The sequence below is a fragment of the Roseateles paludis genome (assembly GCF_039872745.1).
Classification (GTDB): domain Bacteria; phylum Pseudomonadota; class Gammaproteobacteria; order Burkholderiales; family Burkholderiaceae_C; genus Pelomonas; species Pelomonas paludis.
On the sequence record NZ_JBDPZD010000001.1, the window covers coordinates 642,679 to 661,090 of the forward strand.

The 18,412-nt window shown below is 68.8% G+C and carries 18 protein-coding genes; 9 read left to right on the forward strand and 9 right to left on the reverse strand.

The features are described from left to right. Positions 1-146: 146 nt before the first annotated feature. Genes phnE through ABDJ85_RS03015 form a run of 3 tightly spaced genes read left to right on the forward strand, consistent with a single transcriptional unit; the run spans position 147 to position 2,721 of the window. Positions 147-989, forward strand: a complete 843-nt coding sequence (gene phnE, locus ABDJ85_RS03005) for a phosphonate ABC transporter, permease protein PhnE (protein WP_347703249.1) — start codon at positions 147-149, stop codon at positions 987-989. Further along, on the forward strand, positions 986-1,783 hold the full coding sequence (locus ABDJ85_RS03010) for a phosphonate ABC transporter ATP-binding protein (RefSeq protein ID WP_347703250.1): 798 nt from the start codon (positions 986-988) through the stop codon (positions 1,781-1,783). The genes phnE and ABDJ85_RS03010 overlap by 4 nt, the downstream gene beginning before the upstream one ends. Continuing rightward, a complete protein-coding gene (locus ABDJ85_RS03015; RefSeq protein ID WP_347703251.1) occupies positions 1,780-2,721 on the forward strand; it encodes a hypothetical protein in 942 nt (313 codons plus the stop codon). The genes ABDJ85_RS03010 and ABDJ85_RS03015 overlap by 4 nt, the downstream gene beginning before the upstream one ends. Positions 2,722-2,724: 3 nt before the next feature. Here the strand turns inward: ABDJ85_RS03015 and ABDJ85_RS03020 are convergent, their stop codons facing one another. Further along, positions 2,725-3,765: an OmpA family protein gene (locus ABDJ85_RS03020; protein WP_347703252.1), complete on the reverse strand. Its 1,041-nt coding sequence runs from the start codon at positions 3,763-3,765 to the stop codon at positions 2,725-2,727. Between the two features lie 269 nt (positions 3,766-4,034). On the opposite strand from ABDJ85_RS03020, the gene ABDJ85_RS03025 reads away from it, so the two are divergent. Then, positions 4,035-4,331 (forward strand): putative quinol monooxygenase, encoded by a 297-nt coding sequence (locus ABDJ85_RS03025; RefSeq protein ID WP_347703253.1) that lies wholly within the window; start codon positions 4,035-4,037, stop codon positions 4,329-4,331. 7 nt (positions 4,332-4,338) lie between these two features. Here the strand turns inward: ABDJ85_RS03025 and ABDJ85_RS03030 are convergent, their stop codons facing one another. The 6 genes from ABDJ85_RS03030 to ABDJ85_RS03055 form a co-directional block, all read right to left on the reverse strand. Beyond that, positions 4,339-5,085, reverse strand: a complete 747-nt coding sequence (locus ABDJ85_RS03030; protein ID WP_347703254.1) for a GNAT family N-acetyltransferase — start codon at positions 5,083-5,085, stop codon at positions 4,339-4,341. Beyond that, the gene (locus ABDJ85_RS03035; protein WP_347703255.1) at positions 5,078-5,599 is read right to left on the reverse strand and encodes a GNAT family N-acetyltransferase; all 522 of its coding nucleotides are present in this window, start codon (positions 5,597-5,599) and stop codon (positions 5,078-5,080) included. The genes ABDJ85_RS03030 and ABDJ85_RS03035 overlap by 8 nt, the downstream gene beginning before the upstream one ends. Before the next feature lie 11 nt (positions 5,600-5,610). Continuing rightward, a complete protein-coding gene (locus ABDJ85_RS03040; RefSeq protein ID WP_347703256.1) occupies positions 5,611-6,384 on the reverse strand; it encodes a ParA family protein in 774 nt (257 codons plus the stop codon). An 83-nt stretch (positions 6,385-6,467) separates the two neighbouring features. Next, the gene (rsmG, locus tag ABDJ85_RS03045) at positions 6,468-7,097 is read right to left on the reverse strand and encodes a 16S rRNA (guanine(527)-N(7))-methyltransferase RsmG (RefSeq protein WP_347703257.1); all 630 of its coding nucleotides are present in this window, start codon (positions 7,095-7,097) and stop codon (positions 6,468-6,470) included. Then, positions 7,094-9,085, reverse strand: coding sequence for a tRNA uridine-5-carboxymethylaminomethyl(34) synthesis enzyme MnmG (gene mnmG, locus ABDJ85_RS03050; RefSeq protein ID WP_347703258.1), 1,992 nt, complete (start codon positions 9,083-9,085; stop codon positions 7,094-7,096). Before mnmG ends, rsmG begins: the two co-directional genes overlap by 4 nt. Before the next feature lie 652 nt (positions 9,086-9,737). Continuing rightward, on the reverse strand, positions 9,738-10,412 hold the full coding sequence (locus ABDJ85_RS03055; RefSeq protein ID WP_347703259.1) for a glutathione S-transferase family protein: 675 nt from the start codon (positions 10,410-10,412) through the stop codon (positions 9,738-9,740). Positions 10,413-10,530: 118 nt separating this feature from the next. On the opposite strand from ABDJ85_RS03055, the gene ABDJ85_RS03060 reads away from it, so the two are divergent. The 4 genes from ABDJ85_RS03060 to ABDJ85_RS03075 all read left to right on the forward strand — a co-directional run bounded on the left by ABDJ85_RS03060 (position 10,531) and on the right by ABDJ85_RS03075 (position 12,442). Continuing rightward, the gene (locus ABDJ85_RS03060) at positions 10,531-11,163 is read left to right on the forward strand and encodes a Crp/Fnr family transcriptional regulator (RefSeq protein WP_347703260.1); all 633 of its coding nucleotides are present in this window, start codon (positions 10,531-10,533) and stop codon (positions 11,161-11,163) included. 89 nt (positions 11,164-11,252) lie between these two features. Beyond that, positions 11,253-11,444 carry a YgaP family membrane protein gene (locus ABDJ85_RS03065; RefSeq protein ID WP_347703261.1) on the forward strand — a complete coding sequence of 64 codons (192 nt, stop codon included), beginning with the start codon at positions 11,253-11,255 and terminating at the stop codon, positions 11,442-11,444. Positions 11,445-11,607: 163 nt separating this feature from the next. Further along, positions 11,608-11,817, forward strand: a complete 210-nt coding sequence (locus ABDJ85_RS03070) for a hypothetical protein (protein ID WP_347703262.1) — start codon at positions 11,608-11,610, stop codon at positions 11,815-11,817. 22 nt (positions 11,818-11,839) lie between these two features. Beyond that, positions 11,840-12,442 carry a hypothetical protein gene (locus ABDJ85_RS03075; protein WP_347703263.1) on the forward strand — a complete coding sequence of 201 codons (603 nt, stop codon included), beginning with the start codon at positions 11,840-11,842 and terminating at the stop codon, positions 12,440-12,442. Positions 12,443-12,473: 31 nt separating this feature from the next. Here ABDJ85_RS03075 and ABDJ85_RS03080 read toward each other — a convergent pair whose 3' ends face one another. Both ABDJ85_RS03080 and ABDJ85_RS03085 read right to left on the reverse strand, forming a co-directional pair. Continuing rightward, positions 12,474-13,352 carry a response regulator gene (locus tag ABDJ85_RS03080; protein ID WP_347703264.1) on the reverse strand — a complete coding sequence of 293 codons (879 nt, stop codon included), beginning with the start codon at positions 13,350-13,352 and terminating at the stop codon, positions 12,474-12,476. Further along, positions 13,349-16,750, reverse strand: coding sequence for a hybrid sensor histidine kinase/response regulator (locus ABDJ85_RS03085; protein ID WP_347703265.1), 3,402 nt, complete (start codon positions 16,748-16,750; stop codon positions 13,349-13,351). The genes ABDJ85_RS03080 and ABDJ85_RS03085 overlap by 4 nt, the downstream gene beginning before the upstream one ends. A 302-nt stretch (positions 16,751-17,052) precedes the next feature. On the opposite strand from ABDJ85_RS03085, the gene urtA reads away from it, so the two are divergent. Continuing rightward, a complete protein-coding gene (gene urtA, locus ABDJ85_RS03090) occupies positions 17,053-18,321 on the forward strand; it encodes an urea ABC transporter substrate-binding protein (protein ID WP_347703266.1) in 1,269 nt (422 codons plus the stop codon). Positions 18,322-18,412 lie beyond the last annotated feature (91 nt).

Sequence of the window (18,412 nt, forward strand, 5' to 3'; positions counted from 1 at the left end):
CGGGCGAGCCTGGCCGATCCCCCGAGGGGATGCGGCTGTCAGCGGCATTGAGCCGCTGACAGCCTCCAACGGGCCGGCTTGGGGCGGCCCGGCGCTCGGCCCAAAGCACGCACTGCTCACGCGATTCAGCGGGGAGGGGCACTGACGTGCGCCTGCGCTGGTTCACTGCTGCCTACGTGCTGCTGCTGGCCCTGTGCTTGGGCGGCCTGGCTGCGCAATCGGAGCTGAACTTCGGCCGCGCGCCCTGGGCCAACCTCACGCGCACCGTGGGCGAGCTGGCGCGGCCGAGTTTTCTGGACCTGTGGTGGGGCCCCGAGCGCATCGAGTACCGCAGCGACGATGGCCGGCTGCTGCGCGTGGACGATGCGCGCGCCACCGAAGCCAGCTTCCTGCTGGCTGTGGCGCGCGGTGCGTGGACGACCTTCCAGATCGCCACGCTGGGGTCGCTGCTCGCCGCGGTGCTGGCGCTGCCGCTGGCCCTGCTGGCGGCACGCCGGCTGCACGCGCCGCTGTGGGCACAGCGCGCCGCACGGGGCCTGCTGGGCGCCACGCGCGCGGTGCACACGCTGGTGTTCGGCCTGCTGCTCGTGGGCATCGTGGGGCTGGGGCCGATGGCGGGCATCCTGGCCATTGCGCTGCACAGCCTGGGCACCTACGGCAAGCTGTTTGCCGAGAGCATCGAGTCGCTCGACGGCGAGGCCATCGAGGCCGTGCGCGCCACCGGCGCCACGCCGCTGCAGGTGTTTGGCCGCGCGGTGCTGCCGCAGGTGGCGCCGCAGTTCGTCAGCCACCACCTCTACCTGTGGGAGTTCAACTTCCGCGACTCGACGGTGCTGGGCCTGATTGGCGCAGGCGGCCTGGGCCTGTTGATCAGCGAGGCGGTGAGCCTCTTCCAGTGGCCGCGCCTGGCGACGCTGCTGTTGGTGGTGATCGCACTGGTCACGGTGTTCGACAGCGTCTCACACCGACTGCGGGAGCGCCTGCTGTGATCGACATCCAAGGCCTGCAACTGCAGCTCGGGCCCCGGCGGCTGCTGGACATTGCCACGCTGCGCATCGGCGCCCAGGAGCGCGTGGCCCTGGTAGGGCCCAACGGTGCGGGCAAGAGCACGCTGTTGCGCGTGCTGGCCGGCCAGGCCCCGGCGCCCTGGCAGGGCCGGGTTGAGCTGCTCGGGCAAGCCCTGGCCCCCACGCAGTTGCTGCGCGAGCGTGCCCGCCTGGCCGTGGTGCCGCAGGGCGCGCCCCTGGTGGGCCGCCTGAGCGCGCGTGACAACGTACTGACCGGCGCGCTGGCGCGCTGCGGTGCCTGGGGCGCCTGGGGCTTTTATCCGGCCAGCATCGAAGCCGAGGCCGACGCCTGGCTGGACCGCCTGGCCCTGCGCCGCCATGCGCACACGCGGGCCGACAAGCTCTCGGGCGGCGAGCGCCAGCGCGTGGCCATCGCACGCGCCGCGCTGCAACGCCCGCTGCTGCTGCTGGCTGACGAAGCCACCGCCCAGCTCGACCCCCGCGCCGCCGAACAGGCCTGTGCCTGGCTGCAGCAGGCCGCAGGGTCGGGCGCCCTCGTCACCGTGCTGCACCAGCTGGAGCTGCTGCCCCTGGTGGCCACCCGCGTGATCGGGCTGCGCGACGGCCGCATCGTGCTGGACGCGGCGGTGGACGACAGCCCCGCCCTGCAGCAGGCGCTGCGTGCGCTCTACCGCGCTGCACCGGCTGACGACGCGACGGCCGCCGCCGATGCGCCGCACAACTTCCACCCCTTGTTGACGCCCTCCACCCCATGACCGCCGGACGCAGCTGCCCCCTCGACTACCGCTACCAGCCCCGCGACATCGCTGTCGCGCCGCTGCGGCCCGCACTGCAAGGCCTTGATGCGCTCTGGGTGGTGGGTGGGCTCTACGGCAACCTGGACGCGCTGGCCGCGCTGCAGGCCGCCTTTGATGCCGACCCCGCGCCGCGCAAGGCGCTGGTCTTCAATGGCGACTTCCATTGGTTTGACGCCGAGCCTGCGTGGTTCGCCACCCTCCAGGCCGGCGTGGCGCAGCACCACGCCACGCGCGGCAATGTCGAGACCGAACTGGCGCGCGACCAGCTGGCCGACAACGGCTGCGGCTGTGGCTACCCCGACTGGGTGGGCGACGCCACCGTGGACTACAGCAACCGCATCATCCAGCGCCTGCATGGCGTGGTGCCCGAGGGCACGCGGGCGCAGCTGGCGGCGCTGCCGCCGTTCTTGCGCGCCGAGGTGGGCGGCGTGCCCATCGGCATCGTGCACGGCGATGCGCATTCGCTGGCGGGCTGGAGCTTCTCGCAGGAGGCGCTTAGCCAGCCCGACGCCCGACGCGCCGCGCGTGCGGCCTGCACCGAGGCCGGCGTGCAGCACTGGGCCAGCAGCCACAGCTGCCTGCCCGTGATGCAGGCCCTGGGCGACGAGCACTGGCTGCTGAACAACGGCGCGGCCGGCATGCCTAACGTGGCTGGCGAGCTGACGGGGCTGTGCACGCGCATCGCCACCGCGCCGCTTGGCCCCAGCGCCACGCTGGCCAGCGTCAACGCCCAGGGCTTGCACCTGAGCCTGTGCCGCATCGCCTACGACACCGCCCGCTGGGCGCAACGCTTTGCCAGCTGCTGGCCGGCGGGGTCTGACGCCGAGCGCTCCTACGGCCAGCGCATCGCTACTGGCCCTAGCTACCTGCGCGAGCAGGTGCTGCGCGCGGCCTGAGTCTTACTGCGCCACCAGCTCCACGCGCCGGTTGCGCGCGCGGCCAGCGTCGTCGGCATTGGCGGCCACGGGCACCAGGCTGGCCACACCCTTGGCTTGCAGGCGTTTGGCATCGACGCCGGCCTTGACGAGTGCGGCCACCACGGCCTGGGCGCGGCCCTGGCTGAGCTTCTCGTTGGCATCGAAGCTGCCGACGTTGTCCGTGTGACCGACGATATAGGCCTTGAGCGCGGGCTGGGTCTTGAGCAGGGCCAGCATGGCGTCGAGCTGGGCCTGGGACTCGGGCTTGAGCTCGGTCTTGCCGGTGTCGAAGTAAAGGCCGGTGAGGGCGATATGCCCCTCGGCGAGCAGGCCGCTGGCCATGGCCTTGGCGTCCACGGTGACCTGGCCCGTGGTCATGGCCTTGGGCTCGACGATCTCGATGTAGGTTACGGCGCGCTGGGTCTCGGCCACGCTGGCCACCGAGGTGAAGAGCAGCAGGTGCAGCGAGCGCCCGGCGTTTTGCAGCGTGCCCACCAGCATGCGCGCCTGGTCATGGCTGATCGACATCGCCAGCGGCCAGGCGCTGCGGCTGCCGGGTTCGGCCGAGGGCAGGTCGCCGGCCGCCCAGGCCATGCCCTTGGCACGCTCGTACCCATTGAGCGCGAAGTAGGCCTTGGTGCAGCCCTGGGCCTCGCTCTCGCACTGCCAGGTGGTCTTGAAACCGGCGCCGTTCAAGGCCTGCTGGTAGTTGCGGAACACCTCCAGCGGGCTCTTGCCCACGGGCGACACGTAGAAGAGCCGCGTCACCTTGCCCTCCAGCTGGACGGGGCTGGCAAATTTGCTCTCGGACTTGGACACGCCGCTGGCGTCGGGGAAGCTGCGCTGGTCCCAGTCCTGCTGGGCGTAGCCCGCCAGCACGCTGCCGGTGAAGCGCTTGAGGACGGGGTGGTCAGCGCCCCCCGAGACATCGGCCTTGGGTGCGGCGGCCAGAGCCGCAGCGGCGAAGGACAGGGTCAGGCAGAAGGCCAGGGCGGCGCGAGCGGTACGGGCAAGGTGGGTCATGAGCGGGTGGCATGAACGAGCCGAGAAAAGGGCCAAGAAATGGTCGCCCAGCAACGCGCCATCCTGGCGATGGGGCGACCTGCAAACGTGGGAGGCCAAGGGCCGCAGGCGGGTTGCGGCGTCCCTCAATCCAGGCTCAGGCCTGGGCGGGTTGAAGGACACGCCCTATCAGCTCCCGAAAGCCCCCGTGCCGTGAACGCTCAAGCGCAGCCCGTGACAGCATGCGCCCCTTCGTCCTGCGCCGCAGGGCGCCTTACAGGGAGACACCGATGTCCAGCACCGCCCCCGTCCTCAAGCTCGCCCGTGTCGTGGGCCACCCAGGCCGCGCGGCCGAGCTGCGCGAAGCCCTGCTGGCGCTGGAGGCCGCCACGCGGCGCGAGCCCGGCTGCGTGGCCTTCACGCTCTTCCAGGCGCTGAGCGAGGCGGAGGATTTCGTGCTGTTGGAGCACTTCGAGAGCGCAGCGGCGCTGCAGAGTCATATGCAGGAGCCTCACACCCAGGCCTTTTTTGCGAAGCAATTGGTGGCCGGCGTGAAGGCGATCGACGTCAGCTCGTTGGGGCGTTAGGCCTCACTCAATCCACCACGGCAGCCGGGCTGCGGTAGTGGTAGCGGTAGGCCCAGGTGAAGCCGAGCTTGCGATAGAGCGCCTGCGCGGCGTCGTTGTCGCAACCGACTTGCAGGTAGGCCTCGCGTGCACCTTGGGCGTAGGCCGTGGCCAGGAGGGCGCGGCACAGGCTCTCGGCATGGCCCTGGCGCGGGCGGGCTGAGGCGATGTCATAGAGGCCCACGAGCGGCCCTTCGAGCACGATCTGGCCGCAGGCCAGCAGCTCGCCGGCTTCATCAAAAAGGCCGAAGCCCTGGTAGGGGACGGGCGCGTTAGCGGTGCGCTGGGCATGCGCCGCAATCGCGGTGGCCGACGAGCCGCGCAGAGCGCCCACGGTGGCGGCGTAGGCGGCGGCGTCGAGCGCCGTGAGCCGGGCTGGCGCGGGGTCGGGCACGAGGTGCTCCAGCACCAGCACATCGGCCGCATCAAACGCCGCCCAGCCTTTGGCGGCGAGGCGCTCATCCAGGTCCGCAGGCTGGCTCCAGGGCGTGAGCCGCACGATGAAGGGCAGGCCGGCAGCGTCAAAACTGCGCTGGCAGCGGGCCAGCACCTCGTCCACCGGCAAGCTGCCCGCTTTCAGGGCATTGATGCAGCGCGAGCGCTTGGCCTTGCCGGGCGAGAGCCGGATCAGCCAGCCATCGACCTCAGTCTGCTGGGGCGGGGCGCTGGCGTTGAGGCCGGCAAGTTCGGCGCGGAGGGCGAGGGCGTCAGTCATTGAGAAGCAGCGTGGCCGGATCACGCCACACACAGCGCCACTCGGGCAGCGGCACGCCGCCAAAGGGCGAACTCATGGACCGCTCGGCGAACTCGGCCCCAAGCCGGGCGTAGAAGCGCTTGGCCGGTTCGTTGGCGTCGAGCACCCAGAGGTGCAGCGGCTGGGCGCTGTGCGGCGGCGCCAGGCTGCGCGCCACGGCCTGCAGCAGCTGCCGCCCCAGGCCCCGGCCCTTGTGGGCAGGGTGGACGTGCAGGTTGTCCACCAGGGTGCCCCAGACCGGGTCGTGGCCGCGCAGCGCGTAGGCAAAGCCGATCAGCTCCCCGGTGCCGGCGTCTTCGATCACATGGCCCAAGGCTTGGGGCGAGGGGTCGGTCTGCAGGCGCGCGGCCCATACCGCCTGCCGATCGGCGACCACGTCGTGATCCAAGAAGGCGTCCGGCACGATGCCTCGGTAGGCGCTGCGCCAGCTGGTGGCGTGGAGGGCGGCTACGGCGGGCGCGTCGTCTGGCGCCAAGGCGCGCAGCTTCACTTCATCGACCCGATGCGCGCCACCATCTCCTTCGCGAACTCGACAAAGGCGACGGCGCCCTTGGAGCTGGGGTCGAAGACGACGCCGGGCAGGCCGTAGCTGGGGGCTTCGGCGAGGCGGACGTTGCGGGGGATCACCGTGTCGAACACCTTGTTGCCGAAGTGCGCCTTGAGCTGGTCGCTGACTTGCTGCTGCAGGGTGATGCGAGGGTCGAACATCACGCGCAGCAGGCCGATGATCTGCAGGTCGGGGTTGAGGTTGGCGTGGATCTGCTTGATGGTGTTGACCAGGTCGGTCAGGCCTTCGAGCGCGAAGTATTCGCACTGCATTGGCACGATGACGCCATGAGCGCTGCACAGGCCGTTGAGCGTGAGCATGGACAGCGAGGGCGGGCAGTCGATGAGGATGAAGTCGTAGTCGGGGGCGGCCTCGGCCAGCGCGCTCTTCAAGCGAGCCTCGCGGCGCTCCAGCTCAACGAGTTCGACCTCGGCCCCGGCCAGCTCGCGGTTGGCGCCGAGGATGTCGTAGCCGGCCTTGTCGGCGCGGGTCTTTGCCTCGGCGATGGAGGCGGACTCCAGCAGCACGTCGTAGACCGTCAGCTCCAGCTTGCGCTTGTCCACACCCGAGCCCATGGTGGCATTGCCCTGGGGGTCGAGGTCGACAACCAGCACGCGCTGCCCGACCTTGGCCAGGCCGGCGGCGAGATTGACGGTGGTGGTGGTCTTGCCGACGCCGCCCTTTTGGTTGGCGATGCAGAAAATCTTGGCCATGGTGCGGGGTTCCGGTGAGCCGGCATCGTAGCCGGGCAGCGGGCGCTGAGGGCTCGGGCTGACCCGTGAAACTGGGCCTGGGCTCAGGCTTTTGGGCGCATCCAAATGATGCAGCGCTGGGCATCCAGCCCGGGCACCTGCAGCTGTTCCACGTGAAACACCTCGACGTCGGCCGGCAGGGCGGCGATCTCGTCGGCCGGGTGCTGGCCCTTCATGGCCATCCAGACGGCATCCGAAGTGAGGTGCTGGCGGGTGAGGGCGGTGAAGTCGGCCAGCGAGGCAAAAGCGCGCGAGGTGATGACACCAAAGGGCGGCACCTGCAGCTGCTCGACCCGGCTGTGGACGCCGCGCAGATTGGGCAGCTTGAGCTCTGCCGCCACCTGCTGGATGAAGGTCGCCTTCTTGGCGACGGCATCGACGCAAGTCACGTCAGTCCCCGGGCAGCAGATGGCGATCACCACGCCCGGCAAACCGCCGCCGGCCCCGACATCCATCAACCGGCTGGGTGCTCCGTGCCGCAGCAGCGGCCCGATCACCGAGAGGCTGTCGATCAGGTGGTGGGTCAGCATCTCGGCCGGGTTGCGCACGGCCGTGAGGTTGTAGACCTTGTTCCACTTCTGGAGCAGGGCCAGGTAGGCGAGCAGTTGGTCGACTTGCGCGGGCGAGAGGTCCAGGCCCAGTGCCTGGGCCGCGGCTTCAAGCGTCGCCCTCATGCAGCCGCCGACGCTTGCGTAGCGCTGCTGGTAAAGCCCTTGAACTTGCCCTTCTTGAGGTGGACCAGCAGCAGCGAGATGGCCGCCGGGGTCACGCCCGAGATGCGCGAGGCCTGGCCCAGGGTCTCGGGCCGGTGCTTGTTCAGCTTCTGCCGGACCTCGAAGGAGAGGGCATGGACGGCGCTGTAGTCCAGCTCGTCGGGCAGCTTGAGGTGCTCAAAGTGCGCGGCGCGGGCCACGTCGTCCACCTGCTTGCTGATATAGCCGGCGTACTTGACGCTGATTTCCAGCTGCTCGGCGACGAGGTCGGCCAGCTCGGAGCCCAGCTCGGCGGCCAGGGTTTCACGTGAAACAGCGACGGAACCTGTCATCTCAGGCTTGGCCAAGCGGACGACTTCGGCAATCGTGTCGAAGCCGACGCCCGGGCGGCGCAGCAGGTCGATCAGGTTGTATTCACGCTCCAGCGCCTTGCCCACCAGGCGTTCGGCATCGGCAGCCGCCAGGATGCCGGGGTGGACCCAGGTGGACTTCAGCTTCTCTGTTTCACGTGAAACCGCGTCGCGCTTGCGGCAGTAGGCATCCCAACGCGCGTCGTCCACTAGGCCCAGCTGGCGGCCAACCTCGGTCAGGCGCGCGTCGGCGTTGTCCTCGCGCAGCTGCAGGCGGAACTCGGCGCGGCTGGTGAACATCCGGTAGGGCTCGGTCACGCCCTGGGTGGTGAGGTCGTCCACCAACACGCCCAGGTAGGCCTGGTCGCGCGTCGGCACCCAGGGTGCATCACCGCGCACCTGCAGCGCCGCGTTCAGGCCGGCGAACAGGCCTTGCGCCGCCGCTTCCTCGTAGCCCGTCGTGCCATTGATCTGGCCGGCAAAGAACAGGCCCTGGATGGCCCGCGTCTCGAAGCTGCTCTTGAGCTCGCGCGGGTCGAAGTAGTCGTACTCGATGGCGTAGCCGGGGCGCAGGATGTCGGCGTTCTCCAGGCCCGGGATGCTGCGCACGGCGGCCAGCTGGATGTCGAAGGGCAGGGAGGTGGAGATGCCGTTCGGGTAGAACTCGTGCGTGGTCAGACCCTCGGGCTCCAGGAAGATCTGGTGCGAGTCCTTGTCCGCAAAGCGGTTGACCTTGTCCTCGATGCTCGGGCAGTAGCGCGGGCCCACGCCCTCGATCACGCCCGTGAACATCGGGCTGCGGTCAAAGCCGCTGCGGATGATCTCGTGCGTGCGCAGCGTGGTGTGCGTGATCCAGCAGGGCCGCTGCTCGGGGTGCATGCTGGCGCGGCCCATGAAGCTGAACACCGGCATCGGTGTGTCCACGCCCGGCATGCCGTCACCCGGCTGGGCCTGGCAGCGGCTGAAGTCGATGGTGCGGCCGTCCAGGCGCGGCGGCGTGCCCGTCTTGAGCCGGCCCTGCGGCAGCTTCAGCTCCTTGAGCCGGCTTGAGAGGCTGACGGCCGGCGGGTCACCCGCGCGGCCGGCGCTGTAGTTCTGCAGGCCGACGTGGATGCGGCCGTCCAGAAAGGTCCCCGCCGTCAGCACCACCGCCCGGGCGCGGAAGGCAATGCCCGCCTGCGTGAGGGCGCCTACCACGCGGTCGCCTTCCACCATCAGATCGTCCACCGCCTGCTGGAAGAGCTGCAGGTTCGGCTGGTTCTCCAGCATCCGGCGCACGGCGGCCTTGTAGAGGATGCGGTCCGCCTGCGCCCGCGTGGCCCGCACGGCCGGGCCCTTGCTGGCGTTGAGGATGCGGAACTGGATCCCGCCCTCGTCCGTCGCCAGCGCCATCGCCCCACCCAGCGCGTCCACCTCCTTCACCAGGTGGCCCTTGCCAATGCCCCCGATGCTCGGATTGCAACTCATCTGCCCCAGGGTCTCGATGTTGTGCGTCAGCAGCAGGGTCTGCGCGCCCATGCGCGCGGCTGCCAGCGCAGCCTCCGTGCCGGCATGGCCACCGCCGACGACGATGACATCGAATTCCTTGGGATAGAGCATGGGGGAGGGGGTTCCGCTCCGGTGACCAGGCGGCAGTCGCAAAAGGGGCGAATTTTAGAGAGGGGGTGTGGATAAGTCACCCCTGCGGCCAGCCGGGGACAGGGGGCTTGTATAAAGAAATGGCCGGCCAATATGTACCCATGCCTTGCCATCGCCCTAGGTCGAACACGAATGCGAGAGCGGCTCGTCAAAGGCGCATTCGTGGAACATTGGGAGGTCAGCGCTCCCGGAGAGCGAGACAGCCTCGCGGCCCAGCCGCATCCCCTCTTGAATGGCAGCCTCAAGGGTAGGCTGGGCGTCGTCGAGACTAGATCTGCTCAAGTGGAATACGAAACCGCCGTTCTTTGATCCCCAGGCGCTGACGGAGAAAGTGCCATCGGCGTGAAGAAACGGTCGGACCCACATTTGGTGGCCCTGATACAGCCAGCCTTTTGTCTTCTGTGGACCTTGCCGATTGATTGACATATGACGCTCGCTAAAGAGTTTGAAGCGAGGTCATCCTATGGACACTTGCAAAGGATCTGTGTGGTCGCGTTGAGTCCGTTTCAAGCAGCCAGCGCAGCGCTGCTGGCTTAGGGGTCAGAAGTACTTGTGACGGCTTGCCCGCCTACGGAACTCGGCATCAAGGCCGAAGTCGTAAGTCCCTCACCCCTCAACTCAACAACTCATACCTTCCACCCCGCTCCAACGCCCTCTGGTACGCCGGCCGCTCATGGATGCGGTCCAGAAACTTTCGCAGCTTGGGGTAGGCCGCCATCGACCCGCCCCGGGCAGCGGCGGCTTCGAGGGGGAAGCTCATCTGCACGTCGGCGGCGCTGAATGCGGCGCCGGCAAACCACGGCCGCGAGGCCAGCTCGGCTTCCAGGAACTTGAGCTGCGCGTCGATGTTGGGCTGCACCACCGTGCCCAGCACCTTGGCCGCGATGCCCTTGGCGATGGGTTTGGCGAAGAAGGGCATGGGGGCGCTGGCGACCTTGTCGAAGATCAGCTTGAGCAGCAGCGGCGGCATGGCCGAGCCCTCGGCGAAGTGCATGAAGTAGCGGTAGCGCAGCAGGTCGGCTTCGTCGGTGGGCTTGAAGCGGCCTTGGCCGTGGCGGTCCACCAGGTACTCGAGGATGGCGCCGCTCTCGGCCAGCGTGAGCTTGCCGTCAGTGATCACCGGCGACTTGCCCAGCGGGTGCACGCTGCGCAGTTCGGGCGGCGCCAGCATGGTCTTGGGGTCGCGCTGGTAGCGCTGGATCTCGTAGGGCAGGCCCAGCTCTTCAAGCAGCCAGAGCACGCGCTGCGAGCGTGAGTTGTTGAGGTGGTGGACGGTGATCGGCTTCATGCGGCCGAGTGTAGGCAGCGGGTCCGTCACGCGGGCTCAATACAGCATTCCGCGGGGTCGGCTTGACGGGCTGACGCGGCGCAAACCGAGCGCTTGGCTGGCGTGCTGCAATCCCGCCATGCCCGACACCCCCTTTGCCACGCTCAGGGCCTTGGCCGCCCAGGCGCCGCTGCTGCGCGTGCCCGCCGGCACCCGGCTCTTCGATGCCGGCCAGCCCTGCCCGGGCTTCCCGGTGGTGGAGGCCGGCAGCGTGCGCGTGGGGCTCATCGCGCCCGACGGCCGCAGCCTGGAGCTCTACCGTGTCGAACCGGGCGAGATCTGCGTGGTCTCGGCCACCTGCTTGTTTGCCCAGCGTGCCGCCACTGCCTACGGCGAAGCGCGGAGCGACTGCGAGCTGCGCCTCATCAGCCCCGCTGACTTTGAGCGCCTGTGCGACACCGACCCCGCCTTGCGCCGCTTCGTGATGGGCCTGCTGGCCGAGCGCCTGGCCGACTTGATGGCCCTGGTGGAGGCCGTGGCCTTCCAGCGCCTCGACCAGCGCCTGGCGGCCCTGCTGCTGGCACGCGGGCCCGAGGTCCACGCCACCCACCAGCAGCTGGCCGAGGAGCTGGGCACCGTGCGCGAGATCGTCAGCCGGCTGCTGCGCCGCTTTGAGCGCGAGGGCTGGGTGCGGCTGGGCCGCGAGCAGCTGGTCGTCACCGACGCGGCGGCCCTCACCGTCCAGGCCCAAGGCGCAAGCGGCTTGCGATAGCTCAAGCCCTGTGTGACCACGGTCACTGAAGCTGGGCGCCGTGCGGCGCACCATGCGTCCATCGCAATCGAACTCTGAAGGAGCCCAGCATGTTCAAGACCAATGTCGGCGGCATTGACCGCATCGCCCGCATCGTCGGTGGCCTCGCCCTGATCGGCCTGGCCGTGGCCGGCGTGATCGGGCCCTGGGGCTATATCGGCGTGGTGCCACTCGCCACCGGCAGCCTGCGCATGTGCCCGCTGTACTCGATCCTCGGCTTCAACACCTGCCCGATGAAGTAAGGGCGGCGGCCCGGCACACTGACACCCTGCATTGCCCTTGGCACTGTCGGTCTAGTCAACTTCGCTCAAGTGAGCAGTGGGGCATGATGAGAGAATGCCCAGCAGACCTCGATCCGTCGCGGATCGAACCGAAAAAAGCCCTCTACTTCGAGAGGATCGGACCATGGCCACCGCCCCACGCTTTATCCCGAAGGTGACGCTCGAAGCCCTGGCGCGCAATCCGCATATGCGCTTGAGCGACCCGGAGATGCGCCCCACCTTGGAGGCGTTGCGTGAGCGCGTGCAAACTGACCCTGCCTTTGCAAAGAAACTATTGCAAGGGGCTGGCATCGTGGATGCCACCGGCAAGCTGACCAAGAACTTCGGCGGTTGACCCGCCTGGGCTTTCGCTGCTGATGTGGGGCCTTTACCAGAACCAACCCGCCTTTGTGCTCGGGTTTCACGGCTGCGATGCAGCCATCGCCGACTGCATCGTCTCCGGCGCCGAGCACGTTCTCAAAAGCAATAAGCCCTACGACTGGCTAGGAACTGGCGCGTACTTCTGGGAGTCCAGTCCGCACCGCGCCATGGAATGGGCGGAGGACATGGCAAAACGCCCCAGCACCAACCCGCGCCGGGTACAAAACCCAGCGGTGGTGGGCGCCATCATCGATCTCGGGAACTGCTGCAACCTCTTCGACAGCGCCGCCCTGGACGAGCTGCGAAATGCCTGGGACATTTTGAGCCTCCTGGGAATGCCCGATGGCTCCGACGTTCCCGAGAACAAAGGGAGCACGCCAGACCGCCTTGGGCGCTATCGCGACCGGGCGGTGATCGAATTCATGCACGAACTGCGCAAACAAAGTGGTTTGCCTGACTACGACACGGTCCGTGCTGCCTTCCCGGAAGGCGGCGAGTTGTACCCGCAAGCGGGTTTCACTGCGCGCAGCCACATCCAGATCGCTGTGCGCAACCCGCGCTGCATCAAGGGCTACTTCAAGCCAATCGCCACGGGCTAGTCAACTGAATCCGAATTCGGGGGCCGCTGGCTCACACCCCCGCCAAGCCCCGGCTGGCCAGCGCGGCCGCGGCGGCGCGGGTTTCGACGCCGAGCTTCTCGAACACGTGTTCGAGGTGCTTGTTCACCGTGCGTGGGCTCATGCCGAGGATCTCGGCGACATCGCGGTTGGTCTTGCCTTTGGCGACCCAGCTCAGCACCTCTTTCTCGCGCGGGGTGAGGGCTGCCGAGGCGATGCGGCTGGCGGGCGCGTCGGGGCTGGCGGCGGCCGTTGCAGGCGGCTGCAGCAGCCACAGCGCCTCACCGAGCCCGGCCTCGCCCACGCGGCGGGCCACCAGGCGACGGCCATCGGGCAGGGGCTGGCTGGCCACCTCGCCCTGCAGCCAATGGGTGGCGTCGGCCGAGCCCGCCTCCTGCAGCCAGCGCTGCGCCTGCGGTGAGCGCCAGGCGATGCGGCCGCGCGCGTCCACCACCAGCACCCCGAGGCCGCCCACGTCCACCGCCTCGCGCGCCTGGCGCACGGCGCGGGCGTTGCGCACGTGCGTGGCCAGGCGGGCCAGCACCTCGGCGGCGCGCGCGGGCTTGACGACGTAGTCCACCCCGCCGGCCTCGAAGCCGCGCACGATGTCCTCGGTCTCGGCCAGGCCGGTCATGAAGATCACGGGCACATGCGCCCACTCGGGCCGCGCCTTGACCCGGCGGCAGGTCTCGAAGCCGGTGAGCCCGGGCATCAGCGCGTCGAGCAAGATGGCGTCGGGGCTGACGAGCTCCAGCCGCTGCAGCGCAGACTCGCCATCGGGCGCCATCAGCACCGTGTAGCCCTCGGCCTCCAGCTCGGCGCACAGCGCGCCCAGGGACTGCGGGGCGTCGTCGACCACGAGCACGATCTCGCGCAAAGCTTGCGGGCTCATGCGCCGCCCTCCTCATCGTCGGCCAGCTCGCGCAGGCTGGGCTGCAGCAGGTCGATCAGCTCCTGCCAGGCAAAGCGCTCGGTGGCGGCAGCCAGGCGGTCGAGGCTGTCCTGGCAGGCCGGGTGGGTCTCGCGCAGCCGGGCCAGCAGCGTGCGCAGGCCTAGGGCATGGCCCAGGCGCGCGAGGTGAGCCAGCTCGGCGGCGGCCTCGGGCGGCAGGTCGTCCACGCTGCGCAGCAGGGGCGGCGCCCACTGGGGCAGGGCCAGCTCGGCCACCCACTCCAGCTGCAGCTGCTTTTGCAGCACGACCAGCAGCTCGCTCTCGATCACGGGCTTGTCGACAAAGGCCTGGCAGCCGACGCTCTCCAGCTTGCTGGCCTGGTTCTCGAAGGCGCTGGCCGAGACCATGATGATGGGCATGTCGGTCACGCCAGAAGCGCGCAGGCGCCGGGCGGTCTCCCAGCCGTCCATGTCGTCCATGGAGATGTCGAGCAGCAGGGCGTCGGGGCGCTGCAGGGCCACGCTCTCCAGGCACTCGTGGCCCGAGGCCGCCTCGCGCACCCGGAAGCCCAGTGGCAGCAACAGGCCGGCCAGCATCTGGCGCTGCGTGGGTTGGTCGTCCACCACCAGCAGGGTGCGGCGCTCGCCGATATAGCCCGACACCGGGCGCGGCGCGATGCGGCTGCCATCGGCGGGCTCGCTGGTCTCGGGCAGGTAGAGCCGCACGCTGAAGCTGCTGCCCTGGCCCACCTGGCTTTGCACATTGAGGTCGCCCCCCATCAGCTGGGTGAGCAGGTGCGTGATGGTGAGCCCCAGGCCCGTGCCGGGCTCGCCGCTGCGCCGCCCGCCGCTGCCGCGCTCGAAGGGCAGGAAGATGCGCTCCAGGTCCTGCGGCGCGATGCCGATGCCGGTGTCCGTCACTTGGAAGCGCGTCACCTCGCGGCTGAAGTCCACGGTGAGCGTGACGCGGCCGCGCTCGGTGAATCGCACCGCATTGCCCAGCAGGTTGATGAGGATCTGGCGCAGGCGGCGCGCGTCGGCCCGCACAAAGGCCGGCACCGCGCCGATGCGCTCCAACTCAAACTGCAGTCCCTTGGCCGCCGCCTGGGGCGCGACCATGCGGGCCAGGTCGTCGAGGAACTCGGGCATGGCCAGCGGCGCGATGTCGAGCCGCAGCTTGCCGGCCTCGATGCGGGCGAGGTCGAGCAATCCGTCGATCAGGCCATGCATGTGCTCGCCGCTGTGGTGCATGGTCTCGAGGGCGCTGCGCGTGGGCGTGGGCAGCTGCTCGTCCTTGAGCAGGATCTGGCTGTAGCCCAGGATGCTGTTGAGCGGCGTGCGCAGCTCGTGCGTCATGCCGGTCACGTAGCGGGTCTTGGCCGCGTTGGCGGCCTCGGCCAGGTCCTTGGCGGCCTGCAGTGCGGCATCGGTGCGGCGGTGGGCATCAATCTCCTGCGTGAGCAGCTGGTTCTGGCGGCTCGACTCTTCTTCTGCCAGGCGCCGGCTCTCGCTGCCCAGCACCACGCCCCAGGCGCCCACGGCCGCGACCAGGGAGAGCAGGGCAAAAGCCTGCCAGAAGGCATTGCGCAACGCGCTGGGCCCGCCACCGTGCAGGGCCTCCTGCTGGTCGTAGACCACCCCGAGGATCACCGCCAGCAGCGCGATCAGCGAGACCGCCACCACCAGGTAGTGCGCCACGCGGAAGTTGACCAGCGCCGACAGCCGCGCGGGCAGCAACCGCGCCAGCAGCAGGCGCACCTGGTCGGCGGCGCGGGCGTCGGTCTTGCAGCGGTCGTGGCAGCGCGACTCCAGCGTGCAGCACAGCGAGCAGATGGGCGCGCCATAGGCCGGGCAGGAGGCCATGTCCTCGGACTCGAAGCGGTTCTCGCACACGGCGCAGCGCACCCACTCGCCCGGCGCCCAGCGGCCCGTGTCCTCACGCGCCGTGTAGTAGCGCCCGCGCGTGAACCAGGCCAGCAGCGGCGCCGTGACGAGCGCCGTGAGCAGCGCGATGAAGGGGGCATAGGCCTGGGCCAGCGGCCCCAGCAGGCCGGCATAGGCCACCACCGCCAGCACCGCCGCGATCAAGGTGGCACCAATGCCCACCGGGTTGATGTCATAGAGGTAGGCGCGCTTGAACTGCACGTCACGCGGGCTCAGGCCCAGCGGCTTGTTGATGACGAGGTCGGCCACCAGGGCGCCCACCCAGGCGATGGCGACATTGCTATAGAGCCCCAGCACGCGCTCCAGCGCCTCGAAGACGCCCAGCGTCATCAAGAGCACGGCAATGATCACGTTGAACACCAGCCACACGACGCGGCCCGGGTGGCTGTGCGTGAGCCGCGCGAAGAAGTTGCTCCAGGCCAGCGAGCCCGCGTAGGCATTGGTGAGGTTGATCTTGACCTGCGAGACCACCACGAACAGCGCCGCCGCCCCCAGCGCCCAGCGCGGGTCGTGGAAGACATAGGCAAAGCCCGCCAGGTACATGTGCATGGGGTCGATGGCCTGCTCCACCGGCCGCTGCTCCTGCAGCACCAGAAAGCCCAGGAAGGCCCCGCCCAGCATCTTGAGCATGCCCGGCAGGATCCAGCCCGGCCCCGCCACCAGCACCGCGCCCCACCAGCGCCAGCGGTTCTCGCGCGTCTTCTCGGGCAGGAAGCGCAGGTAGTCCACCTGCTCGCCGATCTGCACCACCACCGAGAAGGCCACCGTGGCCGCCGCGCCGAACATCACCGCATCAAAGCCCGCGCTGCCCGAGAGCCGCCCGGCCAGCGAGCTGAACTCGCGGAACTTGCCCGGGTCCTGCACCGCCACGGCCGCATAGGGCAGCAGGCAGAGCAGGATCCACAGCGGCTGCGTCCACCACTGCAGGCGCGAGATGAGCGTGATGCCGTGCATCACCAGCGGGATCACGCCGAGCGACGCGACGAGGTAGCACAGCCCCAGCGGCCAGCCGCTCACCATCTGCAGGGCCACCCCGAGGATGGTGGCCTCCAGCGCGAAGAAGATGAAGGTGAAGCTCGCGTAGATCAGCGAGGTCAGCGTGCTGCCCAGGTAGCCAAACCCGGCACCGCGCGTGAGCAGGTCCATGTCCAGCCCATGGCGCGCCGCGTAGTAGCTGATGGGCAGGCCGGTGAGGAAGGTGATCAGCCCCACCACCAGGATGGCCCACAGCGCATTGGCAAAGCCATAGGACAGCGCGATGGCGCCGCCGATGGCCTCCAGCGCCAGAAAGGACGTGGCCCCGAACGCCGTGTTGGCGACGCGGAACTCGCTCCACTTGCGGAAGTGGCGCGGCGTGTAGCGCAGCGCGTAGTCCTCCAGCGTCTCATTGGCCACCCAGCCGTTGTAGTCACGGCGGATGCGCAGGATCTTCTGGGGCGGGGCGGTGGCAGACACGCGGGCGGGCTCGCAAAGACGGGGTGAAAGAGGGCAACAAACCCATCGCAGCAAGAAGCGATCCCGCGTGGCTCGTGATGCTCGCAGCAGCTGGCGAGCCGGTGCCTACGCCTTGCTACGTCGAATGACGTATTCGCAATCACCCCCCTCGCGCCAGACCATGGGCCCCAACAACACAGCACCGGGGCCACCCCGCAACGCACAAGCGTGGTGCCCGATGCGGTGTTCAGCGTGATGCCCCACGGGGCGCCGCGCCCTTGGAATGTTCACCGTCCACCTCCACCCCCTCGCAGGAGAACCGCATGTCGTCCCGCAAGCCTGATCTGAGCCCCGAACAACTCCAGCGCCGCCGCCTGCTGCAAGGCGCCGCTGCATTGCCCTTGGGCGGCCTGGCCGCCATGCCCGGCCTCGCCCACGCCGCCGCCCCGCCCACCGCCCAGGTCAACACCACCAAGCTGGCCGTCACCGACACCGAAGTGACCGTGGGCCAGCTGCACTCGGCCACCGGCACCATGGCCATCTCCGAGACCGGCTCCATCCAGGCCGAGCAGCTCGCCATCGACCAGATCAATGCCATGGGCGGCGTGCTCGGCCGCAAGATCAAGGTCATCAAGGAAGACGGCGCCTCCGACTGGCCGACCTTTGCCGAGAAGAGCAAGAAGCTGCTCGTCAACGACAAGGTGGCCGCCGTCTTCGGCTGCTGGACCAGCGCCTCGCGCAAGGCCGTGCTGCCCATCTTCGAGAAGGAAAACGGGATGCTGTACTACCCGACCTTCTATGAAGGCCTGGAGCAGAGCAAGAACGTCATCTACACCGGCCAGGAAGCCACGCAGCAGATCCTCTGGGGCCTGGACTGGGCCAACACCGAGAAGAAGGCCAAGAGCTTCTTCCTGATCGGCTCCGACTACATCTGGCCGCGCACCTCCAACAAGATCGCCCGCAAGCACATCGAGAACAAGCTCAAGGGCAAGGTGGTGGGCGAGGAGTACTACCCGCTCGGCCACACCAACTTCAACTCCCTGATCAACAAGATCAAGGTCGCCAAGCCCGACTGCATCTACGCGGTGGTGGTGGGCGGCTCCAACGTGGCCTTCTACAAGCAGCTCAAGGCCGCGGGCATCACGGCCGACAAGCAGTTCCTGCTGACCATCTCGGTCACCGAGGACGAGCTGCTCGGCATCGGCGGCGAGAACGCCAACGGCTTCTACGCCTGCATGAAGTACTTCCAGAGCCTCGACAACGCGAACAACAAGAAGTTCGTGAGTGCCTTCAAGGCCAAGTACGGCGACAAGTCCGTGATCGGCGACGTGACCCAGGCCGCCTACCTCGGCCCCTGGCTGTGGAAGGCCACGGTCGAAAAGGCTGGCAGCTTCGACATCGACAAGATCGCGGCCGCGTCTGAGGGCATCGAGTTCAAGGAAGCCCCCGAGGGCTACGTCAAGGTCCACAAGAACCACCACCTCTGGAGCAAGGCGCGCATCGGCCAGATGCAGCTGGATGGGCAGGTCAAGCTCATTGCCGAGAGCCCGAACCTCATCGAGCCTGACCCGTTCCCCAAGGGATATCAGTAGTTGGCGAAGCGACGGGCGCCCCTGGCCCGTCTTGCCCCAGGCAGTCGCCCTCGGGCGCTGTCTGGGGATTTCTCCCCGACTTCACGCACCA